Below are 16,476 nucleotides of genomic sequence, written 5' to 3'. Positions count from 1 at the left end.
GCCCTGCTGGGCGCCCCGGCCCGCGCCGGCGCGTGACGCGGCCCGGCGCCGAGGCCTGCGCTCACGCGGCGTGGCGGTTGCGCCGCCAGGCGCCCGGTGGGCTGCCGATCAGCTTCTTGAAGGCGCGGCTGAACGCGGCCTCGGACTCGTAGCCGACCTGCTCCGCGACCTGCGCGACATTCGTCCCCGGCTGCTCGAGCAGCCGCGCCGCGAGTTGCAGGCGCCAGCGGCCGAGGTAGTGCATCGGCGGCAGGTGGACGTGATGCGTGAAGCGCTCCGCCAGGACGGATCGCGAGACACCGACCGCGCGCGCCAGGCTGTCCAGCGTCCAGTCCTCCGCCGGCCGCGCATGGATCAGCCGCAGCGCGGCGCCGACATGGCGGTCGCGCAGCCCCGACAGCCATCCGCCCGTGGTCTCCGGCACCGTCTCCAGATGGCCGCGCAGGACTTCCACGAACAGCAACTCGCTGAGCCGCGCGAGCACGATCTCGCGGCCGGAGCGCAGCGCGCGGCTCTCGCCGAGCGCCGCCTCGATCAGCTGCGCTACCCAGCCTGCGCGCGTGGCGTGCCTGGCCGCGTGGATGACCGGGGGCAGCGCGTCCAGCAGCGGATTGAAGGGCCGCGCGTCGCAGCCGAAATAGCCGCACATGAAGTGCGCCAGGTCGGTGCCCGTGCCGCCCTTCCGCAGCACGAAGGGCAGCGGCCGCTCCGCCGGTCGCTGATAGACGTCGAGATCGGGTTCGGACCGCATGCCCGGCGCCGAACACAGGCTGTGCCGCACGCCGCTCGGCAGGATCAGCACGTCCCCGGCATCGAGGCGCAGCGGCGCCGGTCCATCGGCGAACTCGACCCAGCAGGAGCCCGCAAGCAGGGCGTGGAAGCCGATCACGTGCTCGGCGCCCGGCATGACCAGCCTGCCGATCTCCTCGATCGGCGGCGATTCGATCACCCAGGGCGACGTGGCCTCGACGTCGAAGAAGATCGCGCCGTTCAGCCGGATCGCACGCAGCACGTCGGACAGGATCTCCACGCGACGGCTCCTCGCGGGGATGGCAGGCGATCGGATGGCCCCGGCGGACTCGACCACGTTCCAGGATGCCCGGGCAAGAAATACCGACGCGCGGTCATTCTGCCGCGGCTTCACATCTTCATAGGCTGGCCGACTGGCAAGACGAAGGATGGAGGAAGCCATGCCCGACACGAGCCTCGGCACGCTGCAGCCGGAGCTGCGCGGCAGCGTGATCCGGCCGGCCGACTCCGACTACGGCGAGGCCTGCAAGCTCTACAACGGGATGATTGAGAAGCGCCCGGCGATCATCGCGCGCTGCGTCGACGTGGCCGATGTGATGGCAGCCGTGCGCTTCGCCCGCGACCGGGGAATGCTGCTCGCGATCCGGGGCGGCGGCCACAACGGGCCGGGCCTTGGCAGCTGCGACGGCGGCCTCGTCATCGACCTCTCCGCGATGAAGGGGGTGCGCGTCGATCCCGCCGCGCGGACGGTGCGCGCCGGCGCCGGCTGCACCCAGGGCGACGTCGACCATGCGACGCATGCCTTCGGCCTCGCGGTGCCCGCCGGCATCGTCTCGACCACCGGCCTCGCCGGCCTGACGCTCGGCGGCGGGCACGGCTACCTGACCCGGAAATACGGGCTGACCGTCGACAACCTGCTCGAAGCCGATGTCGTGCTCGCCGACGGCAGCTTCGTCACGGCGAACGAGCACGACCACCCGGACCTGTTCTGGGCGCTCCGGGGCGGCGGCGGCAATTTCGGCGTCGTCACCAGCTTCGTCTTCCGCGCCCATCCGGTCAGCACCGTCTATGGCGGACCGATCTTCTGGGACCAGGCGCAGGCCGGCGAGATCATGCGCTGGTACCGCGACTGGCTGCCGACGACGCCGCCCGAGCTCTGCAGCTTCCTGGGCCTCAAGACCGTGCCCTCCACCGCGCCCTTCCCGGCGGAGCTCTGGGGGCGGCGGATCTGCGCGCTGATCTCCTGCCATGTCGGCAGCCAGGCGGAAGGCGAGGCCGCGATGCGCCGCGTCCGCGCCGAGCTGCCGCAGCCGCTGCTGGACGGCATGGCGGAGATGCCCTTCCCGATGCTGCAGGCGCTGTTCGATCCGCTGCTGCCCAAGGGCATGCAGTGGTACTGGAAGGGCGACTTCGTGCGCGAACTGACCGACGCGGCCATCGAGGAGCACCTGCGCCATGCCGCGCGCACGCCGAGCGAGCTGTCGCTGATGCATCTCTATCCGATCGACGGCGCCGTCCACCGCGTCGCGCCCGACGCGACGCCCTGGGGCGCGCGCGACGCCACCTGGTCCATGGTGATCGCCGCGATCGATCCCGACCCGGCCAAGGCCGCGTCCCTGAAGGCTTGGGGACGCGCCTACTGGGAGGCGGTGCATCCGCACAACCCGGGCGGCGCCTATGTGAACTTCATGTCCGACGACGAGGGCCAGGCGCGGGTGCGCGCCGCGTATGGCGCGAACTACGACCGGCTGCTGGCGGCGAAGCGCCGCTACGATCCGGGCAACCTCTTCCGGGTGAACCAGAACATCGATCCGCGGGGCTGACGCGCGCGGACCTGGCGCCGTGGCCGCTGGGCCACGGCGTCAGGGCGCGTAGCGCTTCTCCATCGCGTAGTAGGCGTTGAAGCCCACGGTGTCGTAGAGTTCGTCGAAGGGCATCAGCCGGTCCGGCCCGGGATGCTCGCCGCGCGCGATCAGGGCCAGCGCCTCCTTCTGCGCCTTGATCACCGCGTTCAGCAGCGTGACGCCGAGCAGCAGCACGCGATAGCCGATCGCCTCCGCCTGCTTCGGCGTCAGGAAGACGCGGCCCGGCTTCTCGACCTGCGCCAGCATGGTCGGCACGCCGCGCGTGGCGCGCTGCAGCGCCTCCATCTCCGCCGTGCTCGCCGGCGCCTCGAAATAGACGATGTCGGCGCCGAGATCGGCGAAGGCCTCGGCGCGCCACAGCGCCTCCTCCAACCCCGCCGCCGCACGGCTGTCGGTACGGCCGATCACCAGCAGGTCGCCGCCGGCGCGGCGGATCGCGTCGCGGGCCTCGAGCGCGGCGCGCAGCCGCGTCAGCGCCTCCTCGCGCGGCGCCACCTCCAGCCCCGCCGCATAGCCGCAGCGCTTGGGGAAGACCTGGTCCTCGATCATCACGCAGGCGAAGCCCACCTGGTGATAGCCCGCGACCGTGCGCCGGACGTTCACCGGATTGCCGAAGCCGGTGTCGGCGTCGCCGATCACCGGGATGGCGGTGGCGGCGCAGGCCTCGCGCCCCGCATCCAGCATCTCGCGGTAGGACACCAGCCCGGCATCCGGCAGGCCGAGCCGCGCGGCGCTGACGGCGTAGCCCGACAGGAAGGCGGCGGGGAAACCGGCCGCGGCGATCAGCCTGGCGCCGAGCGCGTCGTGGCAGCCGGGGACAACGGCGATGGATGGCCCTTCCAGCACGCGGCGCAGCCGGGCGGCGGGCGAGGGCAGGGGGCTGGTCGGCTCCGGGTCCAGGATCATGCGGCGCTCCTCCGGCGCCCAGGCTGGCACGCGTCCCGCCCCCCGGCCACCCAACGCGGATTTTGCTCGCCCGCGGGCGGCGCCCTGCGTCATCGTGCCCTTCAACGGGTCCCCTGGCCCGCCGGGGAGCCCGCCCAACAGCACGGCCGCCAAGGCCGCGGAGGACGGCGCGCATGTCCCAGACCCACGGCCCCAGGGTCGCGGCCCTGATCGGTCCCTATGGCAGCGGCAAGTCAGCGCTCTTCGACGCCATGCTCGCCGCCGCCGGCGCGCCGGTCCGTCGCGCGACGAACGGCAGGACCCACCACGGCGGCACCGAGATGCGGGTGGGCCAGGCGAGCTTTCTCGACGACCCCTGGACGATCCTGGACTGCCCCGGCTCGATCGAGTTCTCCCACGCGGCCGCCTGCGCGCTCGCGGTCGCCGACATCGCGGTCGTGGTGGTGGATCCCGACCCGGCCCGCGCCGCCATGGCCGCGCCCTGCCTGCGGATGGTGGAGGAACTCGACATCCCGGCCGTGCTCTTCGTCAACAAGCTCGACGCGCTCGGCGCCGCGCCGCGCGAGCTGGTGGAGGCGCTGCAGGCCCAGACCCGCCGCCGCCTGCTGCTGCGCCAGATGCCCTGGCGCGAGGGCGAGCGCGTCGTCGGCTATGTGGACCTGATCAGCGAGCGCGCCTGGCGCTTCCGCGAGGGCGCCGCCTCGGAGCCCGCGCCCTTCCCGGAGGCGATGCGCGGGGCGGAGGCCGAGGCCCGCGCCGCGCTGGCCGAGGCGCTGGCCGATGCCGACGACGCGCTGCTGGAGGCGATCGTGGAGGACCGCGCCCCCGACGCCGCCGCGCTCTACCGCCCGCTCCATGCCGAGGAAGCGGCCGGCCATGTCATGGGCGTGCTGTTCGGCGCCGCCGAGCATGCCTCCGGCGTGCGCCGCCTCTGGAAGGCGCTGCGCCACGATGCGCCGGAGGTGGCGGAGACCGCCGCCCGCCATGGGGTGGAGGCCGGAGCCGAGCCGCTTGCGCAGGTCTTCCGCACGGTCCAGGCCGGCCATGCGGGGCGGCTGTCCTTTGTCCGGATCTGGCGCGGCGCGCTGAAGGACGGTGCGAGTTTGTCCGGACAGCGCATCGGCGGCGTCTGGCGCTTCCCCGCCGGCGAGCCGGCCAAGGTCGCGGAAGCCGCGGCGGGCGAGGTGGTGGCGCTCGGCCGGCTTGACGGCGCGGCGACAGGGGACACGCTCGGCGGCGGCCGCCTGCCTTTCCCCGAGCCGCCCGCCCCCACCTTCTCGCTGGCGATCGAGCCGGAGGACCGCAAGGACGAGGTCCGGCTGGGCGCCGCCCTGAACCGGCTGACCGAGGAGGATCCCTCGCTCCGCATCGAGCAGATGCCGGAGACCGGCGAGACGGTGCTGCACGGCCAGGGCGAGCAGCACCTGCGCGCTGCGGTCGAGAAGCTGACCCAGACGGTCAGGCTCGCCACGCATCGCCCGCGCGTGCCCTTCCGCGAGACGATCCGCCGCCCGGTCCGCCATCATGCGCGGCTCAAGCGCCAGACCGGCGGCCATGGCCAGTTCGCCGACGTGGTGATCGAGGTCGCACCCCGCCCGCGCGGCGCCGGCTTCGCCTTCGTGGACAAGGTCGTGGGCGGCGCCATCCCCCGCAAATTCATCCCCGCCTGCGGCGAGGCGGCGGAGGAGGCGGCGCGCAGGGGTCCTCTGGGCAACCCGGTGGTGGACATCGAGGTGACGCTGGTGGATGGCGGGTTCCACAGCGTCGACAGTTCCGACATGGCTTTCGCCACAGCCACGCGCATGGCGATGCAGGAGGCACTGGCCAAGGCCGACCCGGTGCTGCTCGAACCCGTCGAGCATGTCGCGGTCCAGGTGCCCCAGGCCTTCACCCCGGCCGCGCAGCGCCTGCTGACGGGGCGGCGCGGGCAGATCCTCGGCTATGCCGAATCGCCCGGCCGGCCCGGCTGGGACGAGGTGGAGGCGATGGTCCCCGCCGCCGAGCTGCACGACCTGATCCTGGAACTGCGCGGCCAGACCCTCGGTCTCGGCACCTACCGCCACCGCTTCGACCACCTGGCGGAGAGCCGCGCGCGCTGACCTAACGGAGGGCGGGGCGGATACGGATGATCCGCCCGGCCCGTCCGGATCGATGTCATCCAAGTGTCATAAAACTGAAATCGGGGGGTCGCCCGGCGGGCCTAGATGGCGCGCCGGACGCCGCACCCCCGTCGCGGAGTCCCGACACGGCAGACAGCGGAGATGACAGCGTGAACAGGCGGACCCTTCTGCTCGGCACTGGTGCGGCCCTCGGCGCGAGCCTCGCGCTCCCGCATCGCGCCTTCGCGCAGCAGGCGACCATCACCGGCGCCGGCGCGACCTTCCCCCGCCCGCTCTACGAGCGGTGGGCCCAGGAGGCCCAACAGGCCATCGGCGTCAGCCTGAACTACCAGTCGATCGGCTCGGGCGGCGGCATCAACCAGATCACCGCGCGCACCGTCGATTTCGGCGCCTCCGACGCGCCGCTACCGACGGCGCAGCTGGCGGAGCGCAACCTGCTCCAGTTCCCGACCGTCATGGGTTCGGTGGTGCTGAGCGCCAACCTGCCGGGCGTCGCCGACAACGCGCTGCGCCTGACGCCCGAGATCATCGCCGACATCTTCTTCGGCCGGATCACGCGCTGGAACGACCCGCGCATCGCGGAGGTGAACCGCGAGCTTCGCATCCCGAACCTGCCGCTCAGCGTCGCCTACCGCGCCGACGGCTCGGGCACGACCTGGGTCTTCACCACCTATCTCTCGCGCATCTCGAACGAGTGGCGCGATGGGCCGGGCGCGGGCACCAGCGTGCGCTGGCCGGTCGGCAACGGCGCCCGCGGCAACGAAGGCGTGTCGAACATCATCCGCAACACGCCGGGCACGATCGGCTACATCGAGAACGCCTATGCGGTGGTGAACCGCATGCCGACCACGCAGATCCGCAACAAGTCGGGCAACTTCGTCCGTCCGGAGCCGCCGGCCTTCCAGGCCACGGCCGCCGCCGCGGACTGGACCGTGCCGAACTTCGCCGCCGACACGATCGACCTGAACGGCGCCACGGTCTGGCCGATCACCTCGCCGACCTACATCCTGCTGCCGACCAACCCGCCGGCCGATCGCCTGGCGGCGAGCCGCAACACGATGCGCTTCTTCGACTGGGCCTTCCGCAACGGCAGCCAGACCGCGCAGCGCCTGGAGTACATCCCGCTGCCGGCCAACGTCCACGACGCCGTGCGCGCGGCCTGGGCGCAGAACGTCCGCGGGCCCGGCCGCGAGGCACTCTGGCCGGTCGCCTGACCCGATGCGGGGCGCGCCGAGCGGCGCGCCCCGGCCTTCTGCAACCGAGCGGACATCCAGCCTTGCAGCAGACCGTAGCGGCCGGTGCGGCCGGCCTTCCCGTCTCCGGCCAGCGGCGCAAGCCCGGCAGCCTCGGCGACAGGATCTTCGAGGCGCTCTGCACCGGCGCCGGCATCCTCGTCCTGCTCACGCTCGGCGGCATCATCGTCACGCTCTTCATCGGCGGCCTCCCGGCCTTCGAGCGCTACGGCGTCCAGTTCCTCTGGTCGGATGCCTGGAACCCGGTCGAGGACCATCGCGAGGAATACGGCGCCCTCATCGCCGTCTTCGGCACGGTGGTCAGCTCCATCCTGGCCATCATCTTCGCCGTGCCGGTCGCCTTCGGCATCGCCTTCTTCCTCACCGAGCTCGCGCCCGACTGGCTGAAGCGGCCGGTCGGCATCGCGATCGAGCTGCTCGCCGCCGTGCCCTCCATCATCTACGGCATGTGGGGCCTCTTCGTGCTGGTGCCCTTCGTGCAGATGCACATCCAGCTGGCCTTCGGCGAGCAACTGGCCGCGATCCCGCTGATCGGGTTCATCTTCGAGAGCAACAACTTTGCCGGCACCAGCCTGTTCTCGGCCTCCCTCGTGCTCGCGATCATGATCCTGCCCTTCATCGCGGCAACCATGCGCGACGTCTTCGAGCAGGTGCCCCCGGTCTACAAGGAAAGCGCCTACGGCGTCGGCGCGACGCGGTGGGAGGTGGTGCGCGGCGTCGTCATCCCCTACACCCGCATCTCGGTCGTCGGCGGCATCATGCTCGGCCTCGGCCGCGCGCTCGGCGAGACGATGGCGGTCACCTTCGTCATCGGCAATGCCAACCGCATGCCGGAATCGGTCTTCGACGCCTCCACCACCATCGCCTCGGTGATCGCGATGGAGTTCCCCGAAAGCCTCGCCGGCAGCCTGAAGCAGTCGGCGCTCTTCGCGCTCGGCTTCCTGCTCTTCGTGATCTCCTTCGTCGTGCTGGCGACCTCCCGCTGGCTGCTCCGGTCGCGGCTGAAGTAGGGGGCAGGGACGATGAGCACCGCAACCATGGGCGCAGGGCCGCTCCGCAGCGCGCCCGCCAAGGACATGGCGAAGGCCCGCGCGCTCGGGCGTCGCCGCCGGCTGGTCGACAGCCTGGTCCGCTGGGCCTGCATCGCCGCCACCCTCGTCGGCCTGTTCTTCCTCGCCTCGATCATGCTCACCCTCGTCTGGCGCGGCATGGCGGCGCTCGACCTCACCATCTTCACGACAGAGTTCCGCCCGACGCGCTTCGGTGACGATACGCTGCCCAAGGGTGGCCTGCTGCACGCCATCCTCGGCAGCCTCGTCCAGGTCGCCATCGCGACGGCGATCGGCACGCCGGTCGGCCTGCTCGTCGGCACCTACCTGGCCGAATACGCCCGCAACTCGGCGATGGGGAACGCCGTCCGCTTCGTCTCGGACGTGCTGCTCTCGGCCCCGTCCATCCTGATCGGCCTGTTCATCTACCAGCTCGTCGTGCTGCCGATGGGCGGCTTCTCCGGCATCGCCGGGGCGCTGGCGCTGGCCATCATCGTCATCCCCGTCGTCGTGCGCACGACCGAGGACATGCTGCAGCTGATCCCCAACACGCTGCGGGAGGCGGTCATCGCGCTCGGCGCGCCGAAATGGAAGATGATCACGCTCGTCTGCTACAAGGCCGCCCTGTCCGGCATCGTCACCGGCATCCTGCTCGCGGTGGCGCGCATCGCGGGCGAGACGGCGCCGCTGCTGCTGACCTCCTTCGGCAACAACATCGCCTCCCTCGACCTGTCGAAGGCGATGGCGAGCCTCCCCATCTCGATCTACCAGCAGGCCAATTCGGGGTTCCCGGACCTCATCGAGATCGCCTGGACCGGCGCGCTCCTGGTGACGCTCGGCGTCCTGGCCATCAACATCTGTGCGCGGCTTCTGCTGCGCCGCAAGATCTAGGCCCGCAAGGGGATCACGCGATGAACTCGATCACCGACACCGCCGTTCCCGCCGACAGCGGCTCCTTCGGCGGCCTGCAGGCCCGCTCCGCCTCCGAGATCAACGCCACCTCGCGGATCTCGGTGCGCAACCTCGATTTCTTCTACGGCGACAACAAGGCCCTCAAGGGCATCAACCTCGAACTGCCCGACCGGCAGGTGACCGGCATGATCGGCCCGTCAGGCTGCGGCAAGTCCACGCTGCTGCGGGTGCTGAACCGGATGTACAGCCTCTATCCCGGCCAGCGCGCCGCGGGCGAGGTGATCATGGACGGGCGCAACATCCTCGACGCCTCGGTGGATCTCAACGAGCTCCGCGCCAAGGTCGGCATGGTGTTCCAGAAGCCGACCCCGTTCCCCATGACCATCTACGAGAACATCGCCTTCGGGGTCCGGCTGCACGAGAAGCTCTCGAAGGCCGAGATGGACGACCGCGTCGAATGGGCGCTGACCCGCGCGGCGATCTGGGGCGAGGTGAAGGACCGGCTGCAATCCTCCGCACTCGGGCTCTCGGGCGGCCAGCAGCAGCGGCTCTGCATCGCGCGCACCATCGCGGTGCGGCCGGAGGTGATCCTCTTCGACGAGCCGACCTCGGCGCTCGATCCGATCAGCACGCTCAAGATCGAGGAGCTGATCGACGAGCTGAAGCGCGACTTCACCATCTGCATCGTGACCCACAACATGCAGCAGGCCGCGCGCTGCGCCGACCAGGTCGCCTTCTTCTACCTCGGCGAGCTGGTGGAGGTCGCACCGGCCGCGCAGATGTTCACCGCCCCGCGCGAGAAGCGCACCCAGGACTACATCACCGGCCGGTTCGGCTGAGGAGGTTCCCCGTGCCGCAGGACCAGCCCGAGCACATCGTCCGCTCCTACGACGAGCAGTTGCGCAGGCTGCGCGACATGGTCGCGCGCATGGGCGGCCTCGCCGAGCGCCAGGTGCACGACGCCACCCAGGCGCTGGTGCGCCGCGACGCCCAGCTCGCCTCCGAGGTCGTCGCCCGCGACGCCGCCCTCGACACGCTCGAGCGCGAGATCGAGGCCTTCTGCATCCGCATCCTGGCACTTCGCCAGCCCATGGCCTCCGACCTCCGCTTCATCGTCGCGGCGATGAAGGTCAGCCACGATCTCGAGCGCATCGGCGACTACGCCCGCAACGCGGCCAAGCGCGGCATCGTCCTCGCGCAGCAGCCGCCGATCGGCAGCCTCAACGGCTTCCAGCGAATGTCGGTGCTGGTGCAGGAGAACCTGAAGATGGCGATCGACGCGCTGGCGAACGGCGATGCCGAGGCGGCGCAGCGGGTCTGGGCCTCCGACGAGCCGATCGACACCGTCTACAACGGCATCTTCCGCGAGATGCTGACCCACATGATGGAGGACCCGCGCAACATCACCGCGGCGATCCACCTCCTCTTCATCGCCAAGAACCTCGAGCGCATCGGCGACCACGCGACCAACATCGCCGAGACCGTGCACTACGCGGTCCGCGGCGACAGCCTGCCGGAGGACCGGCCCAAGGCCGACGCCTCCGCCTTCGCCGTCGTGCAGCCGCCCGAATAGGCCGCAGCGGGAGACGCGCCATGCCCGACGCCACCGGCAACCTCGCCAAGCCGATCATCCTCGTGGTCGAGGACGAGGCGCCGCTTCTGACCCTGCTGCGCTACAACCTCGAGAAGCAGGGCTTCCGGGTCGAGGAGGCGACGGACGGGCAGGAGGCCCTGCTCCGGGTCGCGGAAACCCGGCCCGACCTCATCCTGCTCGACTGGATGCTGCCGGCCATGTCGGGCATCGAGGTCTGCCGACAGATCCGCCGCCGCCCCGCCACGCGCGACCTGCCGATCATCATGGTCACCGCCCGCACCGAGGACCAGGACGCAGTGCGCGCGCTCGACACCGGGGCCGACGACTACATCGCCAAGCCCTTCGCGATGGAGGCGCTGCTGGCGCGCATCCGCGCGCTGCTCCGCCGCTCCGGCGCGACGCCGGTCAAGGGCCGGATCACCTGGCAGGACATCGTGATGGACCAGGATGCCCACCGCGTGACGCGGGCCGGCAAGCCGCTGCACCTCGGCCCCACCGAGTATCGCCTGCTGGAATTCTTCCTCCAGCACCCCGGCCGGGTCTTCTCGCGCGAACAGCTGTTGGACGCGGTCTGGGGCCGCGACATCCATGTCGAGCCGCGCACCGTCGACGTCCATATCCGCCGGCTCCGCAAGGCGGTGAACGGCGATGGGCAGCCGGACGTGATCCGCACGGTGCGGTCCGCCGGCTACGCCCTCGACGTCGAGCAGTAGCCGCGCCGGCTGTCGCGCGCACCCAGGATTGACGCGCCCCGCCGGGCCGGGCGACGTATCGCCAGGACCCTGACCGGAGCGACTCCGATGCGCCGCCGCGCCGCCCTTGCCGCCTTCGCCGCCGCGCCCGCCACGCTGCTGGCGGCCTGCATGTCCCCGCAGGAGCGCGCTGAGCTCGCGTCGCTGCCGGTCCACCTGATCTTCTTCGCCGACGACAGCGTGGCGGTCGGCCCGCGGGCGCAGACCGTGATCCAGGACGCCGCCAACATCGCCACGCAGCACCCGAACGCCCGCGTGCGGGTCCTCGGCTTCGTGGCGCCCGATCCGGGCCAAGCGCCGCTGGTGGCACTCTCCCGCGCCCGCGCCGAGGCGGTCGCGAACGAGCTGCAGCGGCTCGGCGTCGCCGCCACGCGCATCCGCGTCGAGGGGCGTGGCGCCGCGCCCTTCTCCGGGCCCGAGGCGGCGATCGAGGCGCGGCGCGTCGAGATCCATATCGGCTGATGCGCCCCGCGCGGCCGCGGCGACCCGTCCGGCCGCGCAACCCGGGCTGACGGACAGCCCGCGCCGTGGCATCCGGCGACATGCCCTATGACGGCCGATTCGCCGGCGATCCGCTTTCCGTCCTCGCCGGCGTCTTCGGCCATCCGGGCTTCCGCGGGCGCCAGGACGAGGTCGTGCGCCACGTCGCCGCAGGCGGCTCCGGCCTCGTCCTCATGCCGACCGGCGGCGGCAAGTCGCTCTGCTACCAGGTCCCGGCGCTCTGCCGGCCCGGCGTGGGCGTCGTCGTCTCGCCCCTGATCGCGCTGATGGAGGACCAGGTCGCGGCGCTGCGCCAGCAGGGCGTCGCGGCGGCCGCGCTGCATTCCGACCTGCCGGAGGGCGAGGCGCGGCGCGTGCTGCACGACCTGCACGACGGCACGCTCAAGCTGCTCTACGTCTCGCCCGAGCGCCTGCTGCTGGACGGCATGCTCGCACGCCTCGACGAACTTCCCGTGGCACTCTTCGCGGTGGACGAGGCGCATTGCGTCAGCCAGTGGGGCCATCACTTCCGGCCCGAATATCGCGGCCTCGGCGTGCTGTCGCAGCGCTTCCCGCGCACGCCGCGTCTCGCGCTGACCGCCACCGCCGACCCACGTACGGTGGAGGACATCCGCCTCCAGCTCGGCCTCGCCGACGCGCCGGTGTTCCGCGGCGGCTTCGACCGCCCGAACATCCGCATCGAGGCCGCGCCGCGCGAGTCCGAACGGGCGCAGCTGCGCGCCTTCCTGAAGGAGCATGCCGGCGTGCCGGGTGCCGGCATGGTCTATTGCGGCAGCCGCGCGCGCACGGAAGCGACCGCCGAATGGCTACGCGGCGACGGGCACGACGCCCTTGCCTTCCATGCCGGCATGGACGCGGAGGCGAAGAAGGCCGCGCATCGCCGCTTCGCGCGCGGCGACGCGGTGGTGATGTGCGCGACCATCGCCTTCGGCATGGGGATCGACCGCCCCGACGTGCGCTGGGTGGTCCATCTCGACCTGCCGCGCTCGCCGGAGAGCTGGTACCAGGAGATCGGCCGCGCCGGCCGCGACGGGCTGCCCGCCCGCGCCCTGCTGCTCTACGGCGCCGGCGACATGGCGCTCGCCCGCCAGCGCATCGAGGAAAGCCCGGCAGGTCCCGAGCAGAAGCGGATCGAGCGCCAGCGGCTGGACGCGATGATCGCCATCGCCGAGGCCGCGACCTGCCGCCGCGCCCTGCTGCTCCGCTGCTTCGGCGAGGAGGTGCCGGCCGAGGCCTGCGGCGCCTGCGACATCTGCCTCGCCCCGCCGCGCGTCTTCGACGGCACGGTCGCGGCGCAGAAGCTGCTCTCGGCGGTCTATCGCACCGGCCAGCGTTTCGGCGCCGTGCATGTGGTGGACGTGCTGCGCGGCAAGCTGACCGAGAAGGTCGCCCAGTTCGGCCACGATCGCCTGCCGACCTTCGGCGTCGGCAAGGACCGGCCGGACAGCTTCTGGCGCTCCGTCGCGCGGCAACTCGTGGCGCGCGGCGCGCTCGACGTGGCGGTGGACAGCCATGGCGAGCTGCTGCTGACCGACGCCGCGCGCCCGATCCTGAAGGGCGCCGAGCCCGTCATGCTGCGCGAGGAGGTCGGGCGCCCAGCCGGGCCGAAGCCGCGCGGCGCGACGCCCGCGGCCGCCGGCGACCCGCTGTTCGAGAGGCTGCGCGAATGGCGCCGGGCCGAGGCGCAGGCCCAGGGCGTGCCGGCCTATGTCATCTTCCAGGACCGGACCCTGGCCGAGATCGCCGCCGCCCGGCCGCGGACGCTCGACCAGCTCGGCGCGATCAGCGGGGTGGGCGCGAGCAAGCTGCAGCGCTACGGCGCGGCGGTGCTGCGGCTGCTTTCCGAATGACGCGCCTGTAATTGCGAGTCAGTTGCAACTGAACCGCCGCCCGGCTAGGGTCCTCCCCGGGCAAGGGAGAGCGCGGGTGGAGTACATCTGCCTCTGCAACGGGATCACCGACGAGGAAGTGCGCCGCGCCGTCTGCTGCGGCGCGCGCCGGCCGAAGGAGGTCTATGAGGCTGCCGGGCACCGCGCGCAATGCGGCAAGTGCACGCGCGACATCCTGGCGCCGCTGCGCGCCACCCCGCCGCTGCCGCTCGAGGCGCGGGCCTGAGCGGCCCGCGCCCCACTTAAACCGCTGGGGCCCTCAGCTCGGCGTCGCGCCCGACGCCCGCACGATCGGCGCCCAGCGCTCCACCTCGCGGTTCACGAAGGCCTGCACATCCGCCGGCCCCTGGTCGTTCATCCGCAGCACGCCGAGCCCGGCCACGCGCTCCGTCATGCCGGGCTCGTTCAGCGCCACGGTGAAGGCCTCGCGCAGCCGCGCCACCGCGGCTTCCGGCATGCCGGCCGGGCCCGCCAGCACGAACCAGTTGATCGCGGTCGCATTCGGGAAGCCGGCCTCGGCGATGCTCGGCACGTCGGGGAAGGTGGACATCCGCTCGCCGCTGCTGAGCGCCAGCGCCCGCAGCGTCCCACCGCGCACGCTGCCGGCATGGGCGCCGAGCGTGTTCCAGAGCGAGCCAAGGCTGCCGCCGAGCACCTGCTGCTCCGCCTCTCCGCCGCCGCGGAACGGCACGTGCAGGAGTTGCACCCCCGTCTCGCGCGCCCAGAGCATGCCGGCGAGGTGCCCGACCGAGCCGATGCCGGCGGTGCCGTAGCTCATCGCCTCCGGCCGGGCGCGGGCGGCGGCCAGGTAGTCGGCCATGTTGCGGATCGGGTTGTCGGGGCGGACGCCGACCACCATCGGCGCGCCGCCCACCAGCATCACGTAGGAGAAGCTCCGGCGGACGTCGTAGGGCAGGTTGGGGAACAGCGTCTGCGCGATCGCCATCGGCCCGGCATTGGCCAGCACCAGCGAATGCCCGTCCGGCCGCTCGGCAGCGATATGCGCCGTGCCGACCGTCCCGCCCGCGCCGGGCCGGTTGTCGAGCACCACCGACTGGCCCAGCACGCGCTCGAGCGTCGGCGAGAGCAGCCGCACCACGCCGTCCGAGGTGCCGCCCGGCGAGAAGGGGCTGACGATGCGGATCGGGCGGTTCGGGAAGCCCTGGGCGAAGGCGCCCGACGGCAGCAGCGTCGGCAGGGCAAGGGAGGTCGCGAGAAGCGAGCGGCGAAGCATTCTGATCATCCCGGAAGCAGTCATGGGCCCGCATCTGCCGCCCGCGCAGGCAATCGCGCGGCCGGCCGGGGAGGGCAGTGCGATCCATGCCAGTTGCATGCCAGCCGCGTGAGCGGGCGGTTGCCGGTATCGCCGCCCCTGTCCCGGGCGTAGCCTCCCTTGATGCTCTGCCCCTTCGACGCGGCCCGTGACCTGCTCTTCACCCGCCTCGTGCCGGTGCCCGCGCGCGCGCTCTGGCGCGGCTGGACCGAGCCCGCGCTGCTGACGCAGTGGTTCTGCCCGAAGCCCTGGCGGACCACCGAGGCCGAAGTCGATCTCCGGCCCGGCGGCATCTTCCGCACCGTGATGGAGGGACCGTCCGGCGAGCGCTTCGATAATGCGGGTTGCTGGCTCGAGGTCGTGCCGCAGTCCCGCCTGGTCTTCACCGATGCCCTGGGCCCTGGCTTCCGGCCGACCGGCAAGCCCTTCTTCACCGGCACCCTGACCTTCGAGGAGACACCGGAGGGCACGCGCTACACGGCCTGGGTGCAGCACAAGGACGCCGGGGACCGCGACCGCCACGCCGCCATGGGCTTCGAGGAGGGCTGGGGCAAGGCACTCGACCAGCTTGTCGCGCTGGTCGGCGATTGACCGGATAGCGCCCGGTCCGATCTGATCGGCCGACCGGATCGGGGAGCATCGCATGATCGGACGCAGACGCCTGCTGGGAAGCGCCGCCGTGCTCGCGCTGCCCGCGATCGCCGATGCGCAGCCGGCCCGGCCGCGCGGGCCCTTCTGGCCGGGCGGCGCGCGACTCGCGGTCGGCGTCTGCATGATGTTCGAGGCCGATGGCGGCCAGCCCGCCATGTGGCAGCAGGGGCCGCCCGGCACGCCCCAGGCCAGCCAGCGCTTCCCCAACCTGCCGCTGATCCAGCAACGCACCTACGGCGCGAAGGAAGGCATCCCGCGCCTGCTCGACCTGTTCGACCGGGTCGGCTGCCGCGTCTCCTCCTTCATGATCGGCGAGAGCATCCGGCGCTATCCGGACCTTGCACGCGAGATCGTCGCGCGCGGCCACGAGGCTGGCGGCCGCGCCATCCGCCACGCGCCGCAGTTCCACCTGGCCAAGGACCAGGAGCGCGCCTTCCTGCGCGAAGGCTTCGAGGCGCTGCGCACCGCGACCGGCCTCTGGCCCAAGGGCTTCAACGCGCAGGGCCTGCAGGGCAGCGTGAACACCAACGACCTGCTGCAGGAGCTCGGCCTGATCTACTCGATCGACGACCGCACGCGCGACGAGCCCTGGATCCAGAAGGTCAATGGCGACCGCGACTTCTGCCTCGTGCCCTATATCGGCCACGTCAACGACCTGAACTTCTTCCAGAACCAGCAGCGCAGCCTGTCGGATTACGAGCAGATGCTGCGCCAGGAATTCGAGGTGCTCTACGAGGAAGGCGCCGTGCGCCGCCGCATGATGAGCGTGCCGCTGCACGACTTCGTCGCCGGTCGTCCCGCGGTGGTGCCGAGCGTCGAGCGCTTCCTGCGCTGGGCGGCGGGGCATCCGGGCGTCTGGTTCGCGCGCCGCGACGAGATCGCCGAATGGGCGCTCGGCCCCGGCCGCGCGCTGACGCCGGTGGATGCGCCGGTCATCCCGCAATGAGCACCTGACCGCGGG

The 16,476-nt window shown here is 72.1% G+C and carries 16 protein-coding genes; 13 read left to right on the top strand and 3 right to left on the bottom strand.

What is annotated here, in order from left to right; all coding sequences use genetic code 11:
- Positions 1-61: 61 nt before the first annotated feature.
- Positions 62-1,030, bottom strand: a complete 969-nt coding sequence (locus L2I40_RS01950) for an AraC family transcriptional regulator (protein WP_237213171.1) — start codon at positions 1,028-1,030, stop codon at positions 62-64.
- A gap of 160 nt (positions 1,031-1,190) precedes the next feature.
- On the opposite strand from L2I40_RS01950, the gene L2I40_RS01945 reads away from it, so the two are divergent.
- Positions 1,191-2,573, top strand: a complete 1,383-nt coding sequence (locus L2I40_RS01945) for an FAD-binding oxidoreductase (protein ID WP_237213170.1) — start codon at positions 1,191-1,193, stop codon at positions 2,571-2,573.
- Positions 2,574-2,612: 39 nt separating this feature from the next.
- Here the strand turns inward: L2I40_RS01945 and L2I40_RS01940 are convergent, their stop codons facing one another.
- Entirely contained in the window at positions 2,613-3,521 is a 909-nt protein-coding gene (locus L2I40_RS01940; protein WP_237213169.1) for an isocitrate lyase/PEP mutase family protein, read from the bottom strand.
- A gap of 173 nt (positions 3,522-3,694) precedes the next feature.
- On the opposite strand from L2I40_RS01940, the gene L2I40_RS01935 reads away from it, so the two are divergent.
- From L2I40_RS01935 to L2I40_RS01890, 10 genes are all read left to right on the top strand, one after another.
- Positions 3,695-5,620 (top strand): elongation factor G, encoded by a 1,926-nt coding sequence (locus L2I40_RS01935; protein ID WP_237213168.1) that lies wholly within the window; start codon positions 3,695-3,697, stop codon positions 5,618-5,620.
- A 170-nt stretch (positions 5,621-5,790) separates the two neighbouring features.
- Positions 5,791-6,855 carry a phosphate ABC transporter substrate-binding protein PstS gene (pstS, locus tag L2I40_RS01930; RefSeq protein ID WP_237213167.1) on the top strand — a complete coding sequence of 355 codons (1,065 nt, stop codon included), beginning with the start codon at positions 5,791-5,793 and terminating at the stop codon, positions 6,853-6,855.
- A gap of 62 nt (positions 6,856-6,917) precedes the next feature.
- Positions 6,918-7,904, top strand: a complete 987-nt coding sequence (gene pstC / locus L2I40_RS01925) for a phosphate ABC transporter permease subunit PstC (RefSeq protein ID WP_237213166.1) — start codon at positions 6,918-6,920, stop codon at positions 7,902-7,904.
- Positions 7,905-7,916: 12 nt separating this feature from the next.
- Positions 7,917-8,834, top strand: a complete 918-nt coding sequence (gene pstA, locus L2I40_RS01920; protein ID WP_237213165.1) for a phosphate ABC transporter permease PstA — start codon at positions 7,917-7,919, stop codon at positions 8,832-8,834.
- 20 nt (positions 8,835-8,854) lie between these two features.
- On the top strand, positions 8,855-9,694 hold the full coding sequence (gene pstB, locus L2I40_RS01915) for a phosphate ABC transporter ATP-binding protein PstB (protein WP_237213164.1): 840 nt from the start codon (positions 8,855-8,857) through the stop codon (positions 9,692-9,694).
- Between the two features lie 11 nt (positions 9,695-9,705).
- Positions 9,706-10,428, top strand: coding sequence for a phosphate signaling complex protein PhoU (gene phoU / locus L2I40_RS01910; RefSeq protein ID WP_272910919.1), 723 nt, complete (start codon positions 9,706-9,708; stop codon positions 10,426-10,428).
- Positions 10,429-10,448: 20 nt separating this feature from the next.
- Positions 10,449-11,162 carry a phosphate regulon transcriptional regulator PhoB gene (gene phoB, locus L2I40_RS01905; RefSeq protein ID WP_237213163.1) on the top strand — a complete coding sequence of 238 codons (714 nt, stop codon included), beginning with the start codon at positions 10,449-10,451 and terminating at the stop codon, positions 11,160-11,162.
- Positions 11,163-11,249: 87 nt separating this feature from the next.
- Entirely contained in the window at positions 11,250-11,663 is a 414-nt protein-coding gene (locus L2I40_RS01900; protein ID WP_237213162.1) for an OmpA family protein, read from the top strand.
- 65 nt (positions 11,664-11,728) lie between these two features.
- Positions 11,729-13,552, top strand: coding sequence for a DNA helicase RecQ (gene recQ, locus L2I40_RS01895; protein WP_308116405.1), 1,824 nt, complete (start codon positions 11,729-11,731; stop codon positions 13,550-13,552).
- A gap of 76 nt (positions 13,553-13,628) precedes the next feature.
- A complete protein-coding gene (locus L2I40_RS01890; RefSeq protein WP_237213161.1) occupies positions 13,629-13,817 on the top strand; it encodes a (2Fe-2S)-binding protein in 189 nt (62 codons plus the stop codon).
- A 33-nt stretch (positions 13,818-13,850) separates the two neighbouring features.
- Here L2I40_RS01890 and L2I40_RS01885 read toward each other — a convergent pair whose 3' ends face one another.
- Positions 13,851-14,825 (bottom strand): Bug family tripartite tricarboxylate transporter substrate binding protein, encoded by a 975-nt coding sequence (locus tag L2I40_RS01885; RefSeq protein WP_237213160.1) that lies wholly within the window; start codon positions 14,823-14,825, stop codon positions 13,851-13,853.
- Between the two features lie 162 nt (positions 14,826-14,987).
- Here L2I40_RS01885 and L2I40_RS01880 point away from each other — a divergent pair, with 162 nt between their 5' ends.
- Positions 14,988-15,455 carry an SRPBCC family protein gene (locus L2I40_RS01880; RefSeq protein WP_237213159.1) on the top strand — a complete coding sequence of 156 codons (468 nt, stop codon included), beginning with the start codon at positions 14,988-14,990 and terminating at the stop codon, positions 15,453-15,455.
- A 52-nt stretch (positions 15,456-15,507) separates the two neighbouring features.
- The gene (locus L2I40_RS01875) at positions 15,508-16,461 is read left to right on the top strand and encodes a polysaccharide deacetylase family protein (protein ID WP_237213158.1); all 954 of its coding nucleotides are present in this window, start codon (positions 15,508-15,510) and stop codon (positions 16,459-16,461) included.
- Positions 16,462-16,476: the final 15 nt, after the last annotated feature.

The organism is Falsiroseomonas oryziterrae (assembly GCF_021864505.1).
In the GTDB taxonomy this organism is placed as follows: Bacteria; Pseudomonadota; Alphaproteobacteria; order Acetobacterales; family Acetobacteraceae; genus Falsiroseomonas; species Falsiroseomonas oryziterrae.
Note: the sequence above shows the minus strand (reverse complement) of the source record. Positions and strands in the feature narration are given on the sequence as shown.

What these genes read in the sequence shown, in the direction of transcription:
- phoB (WP_237213163.1), top strand. Translation starts at nt 10,449, where the DNA reads ATGCCCGACGCCACCGGCAACCTCGCCAAGCCGATCATCCTCGTGGTC.
- L2I40_RS01945 (WP_237213170.1), top strand. Translation starts at nt 1,191, where the DNA reads ATGCCCGACACGAGCCTCGGCACGCTGCAGCCGGAGCTGCGCGGCAGC.
- L2I40_RS01935 (WP_237213168.1), top strand. Translation starts at nt 3,695, where the DNA reads ATGTCCCAGACCCACGGCCCCAGGGTCGCGGCCCTGATCGGTCCCTAT.
- L2I40_RS01880 (WP_237213159.1), top strand. Translation starts at nt 14,988, where the DNA reads ATGCTCTGCCCCTTCGACGCGGCCCGTGACCTGCTCTTCACCCGCCTC.
- pstB (WP_237213164.1), top strand. Translation starts at nt 8,855, where the DNA reads ATGAACTCGATCACCGACACCGCCGTTCCCGCCGACAGCGGCTCCTTC.
- L2I40_RS01885 (WP_237213160.1), bottom strand. Translation starts at nt 14,825, where the DNA reads ATGCTTCGCCGCTCGCTTCTCGCGACCTCCCTTGCCCTGCCGACGCTG.
- pstA (WP_237213165.1), top strand. Translation starts at nt 7,917, where the DNA reads ATGAGCACCGCAACCATGGGCGCAGGGCCGCTCCGCAGCGCGCCCGCC.
- L2I40_RS01900 (WP_237213162.1), top strand. Translation starts at nt 11,250, where the DNA reads ATGCGCCGCCGCGCCGCCCTTGCCGCCTTCGCCGCCGCGCCCGCCACG.
- L2I40_RS01875 (WP_237213158.1), top strand. Translation starts at nt 15,508, where the DNA reads ATGATCGGACGCAGACGCCTGCTGGGAAGCGCCGCCGTGCTCGCGCTG.
- L2I40_RS01940 (WP_237213169.1), bottom strand. Translation starts at nt 3,521, where the DNA reads ATGATCCTGGACCCGGAGCCGACCAGCCCCCTGCCCTCGCCCGCCGCC.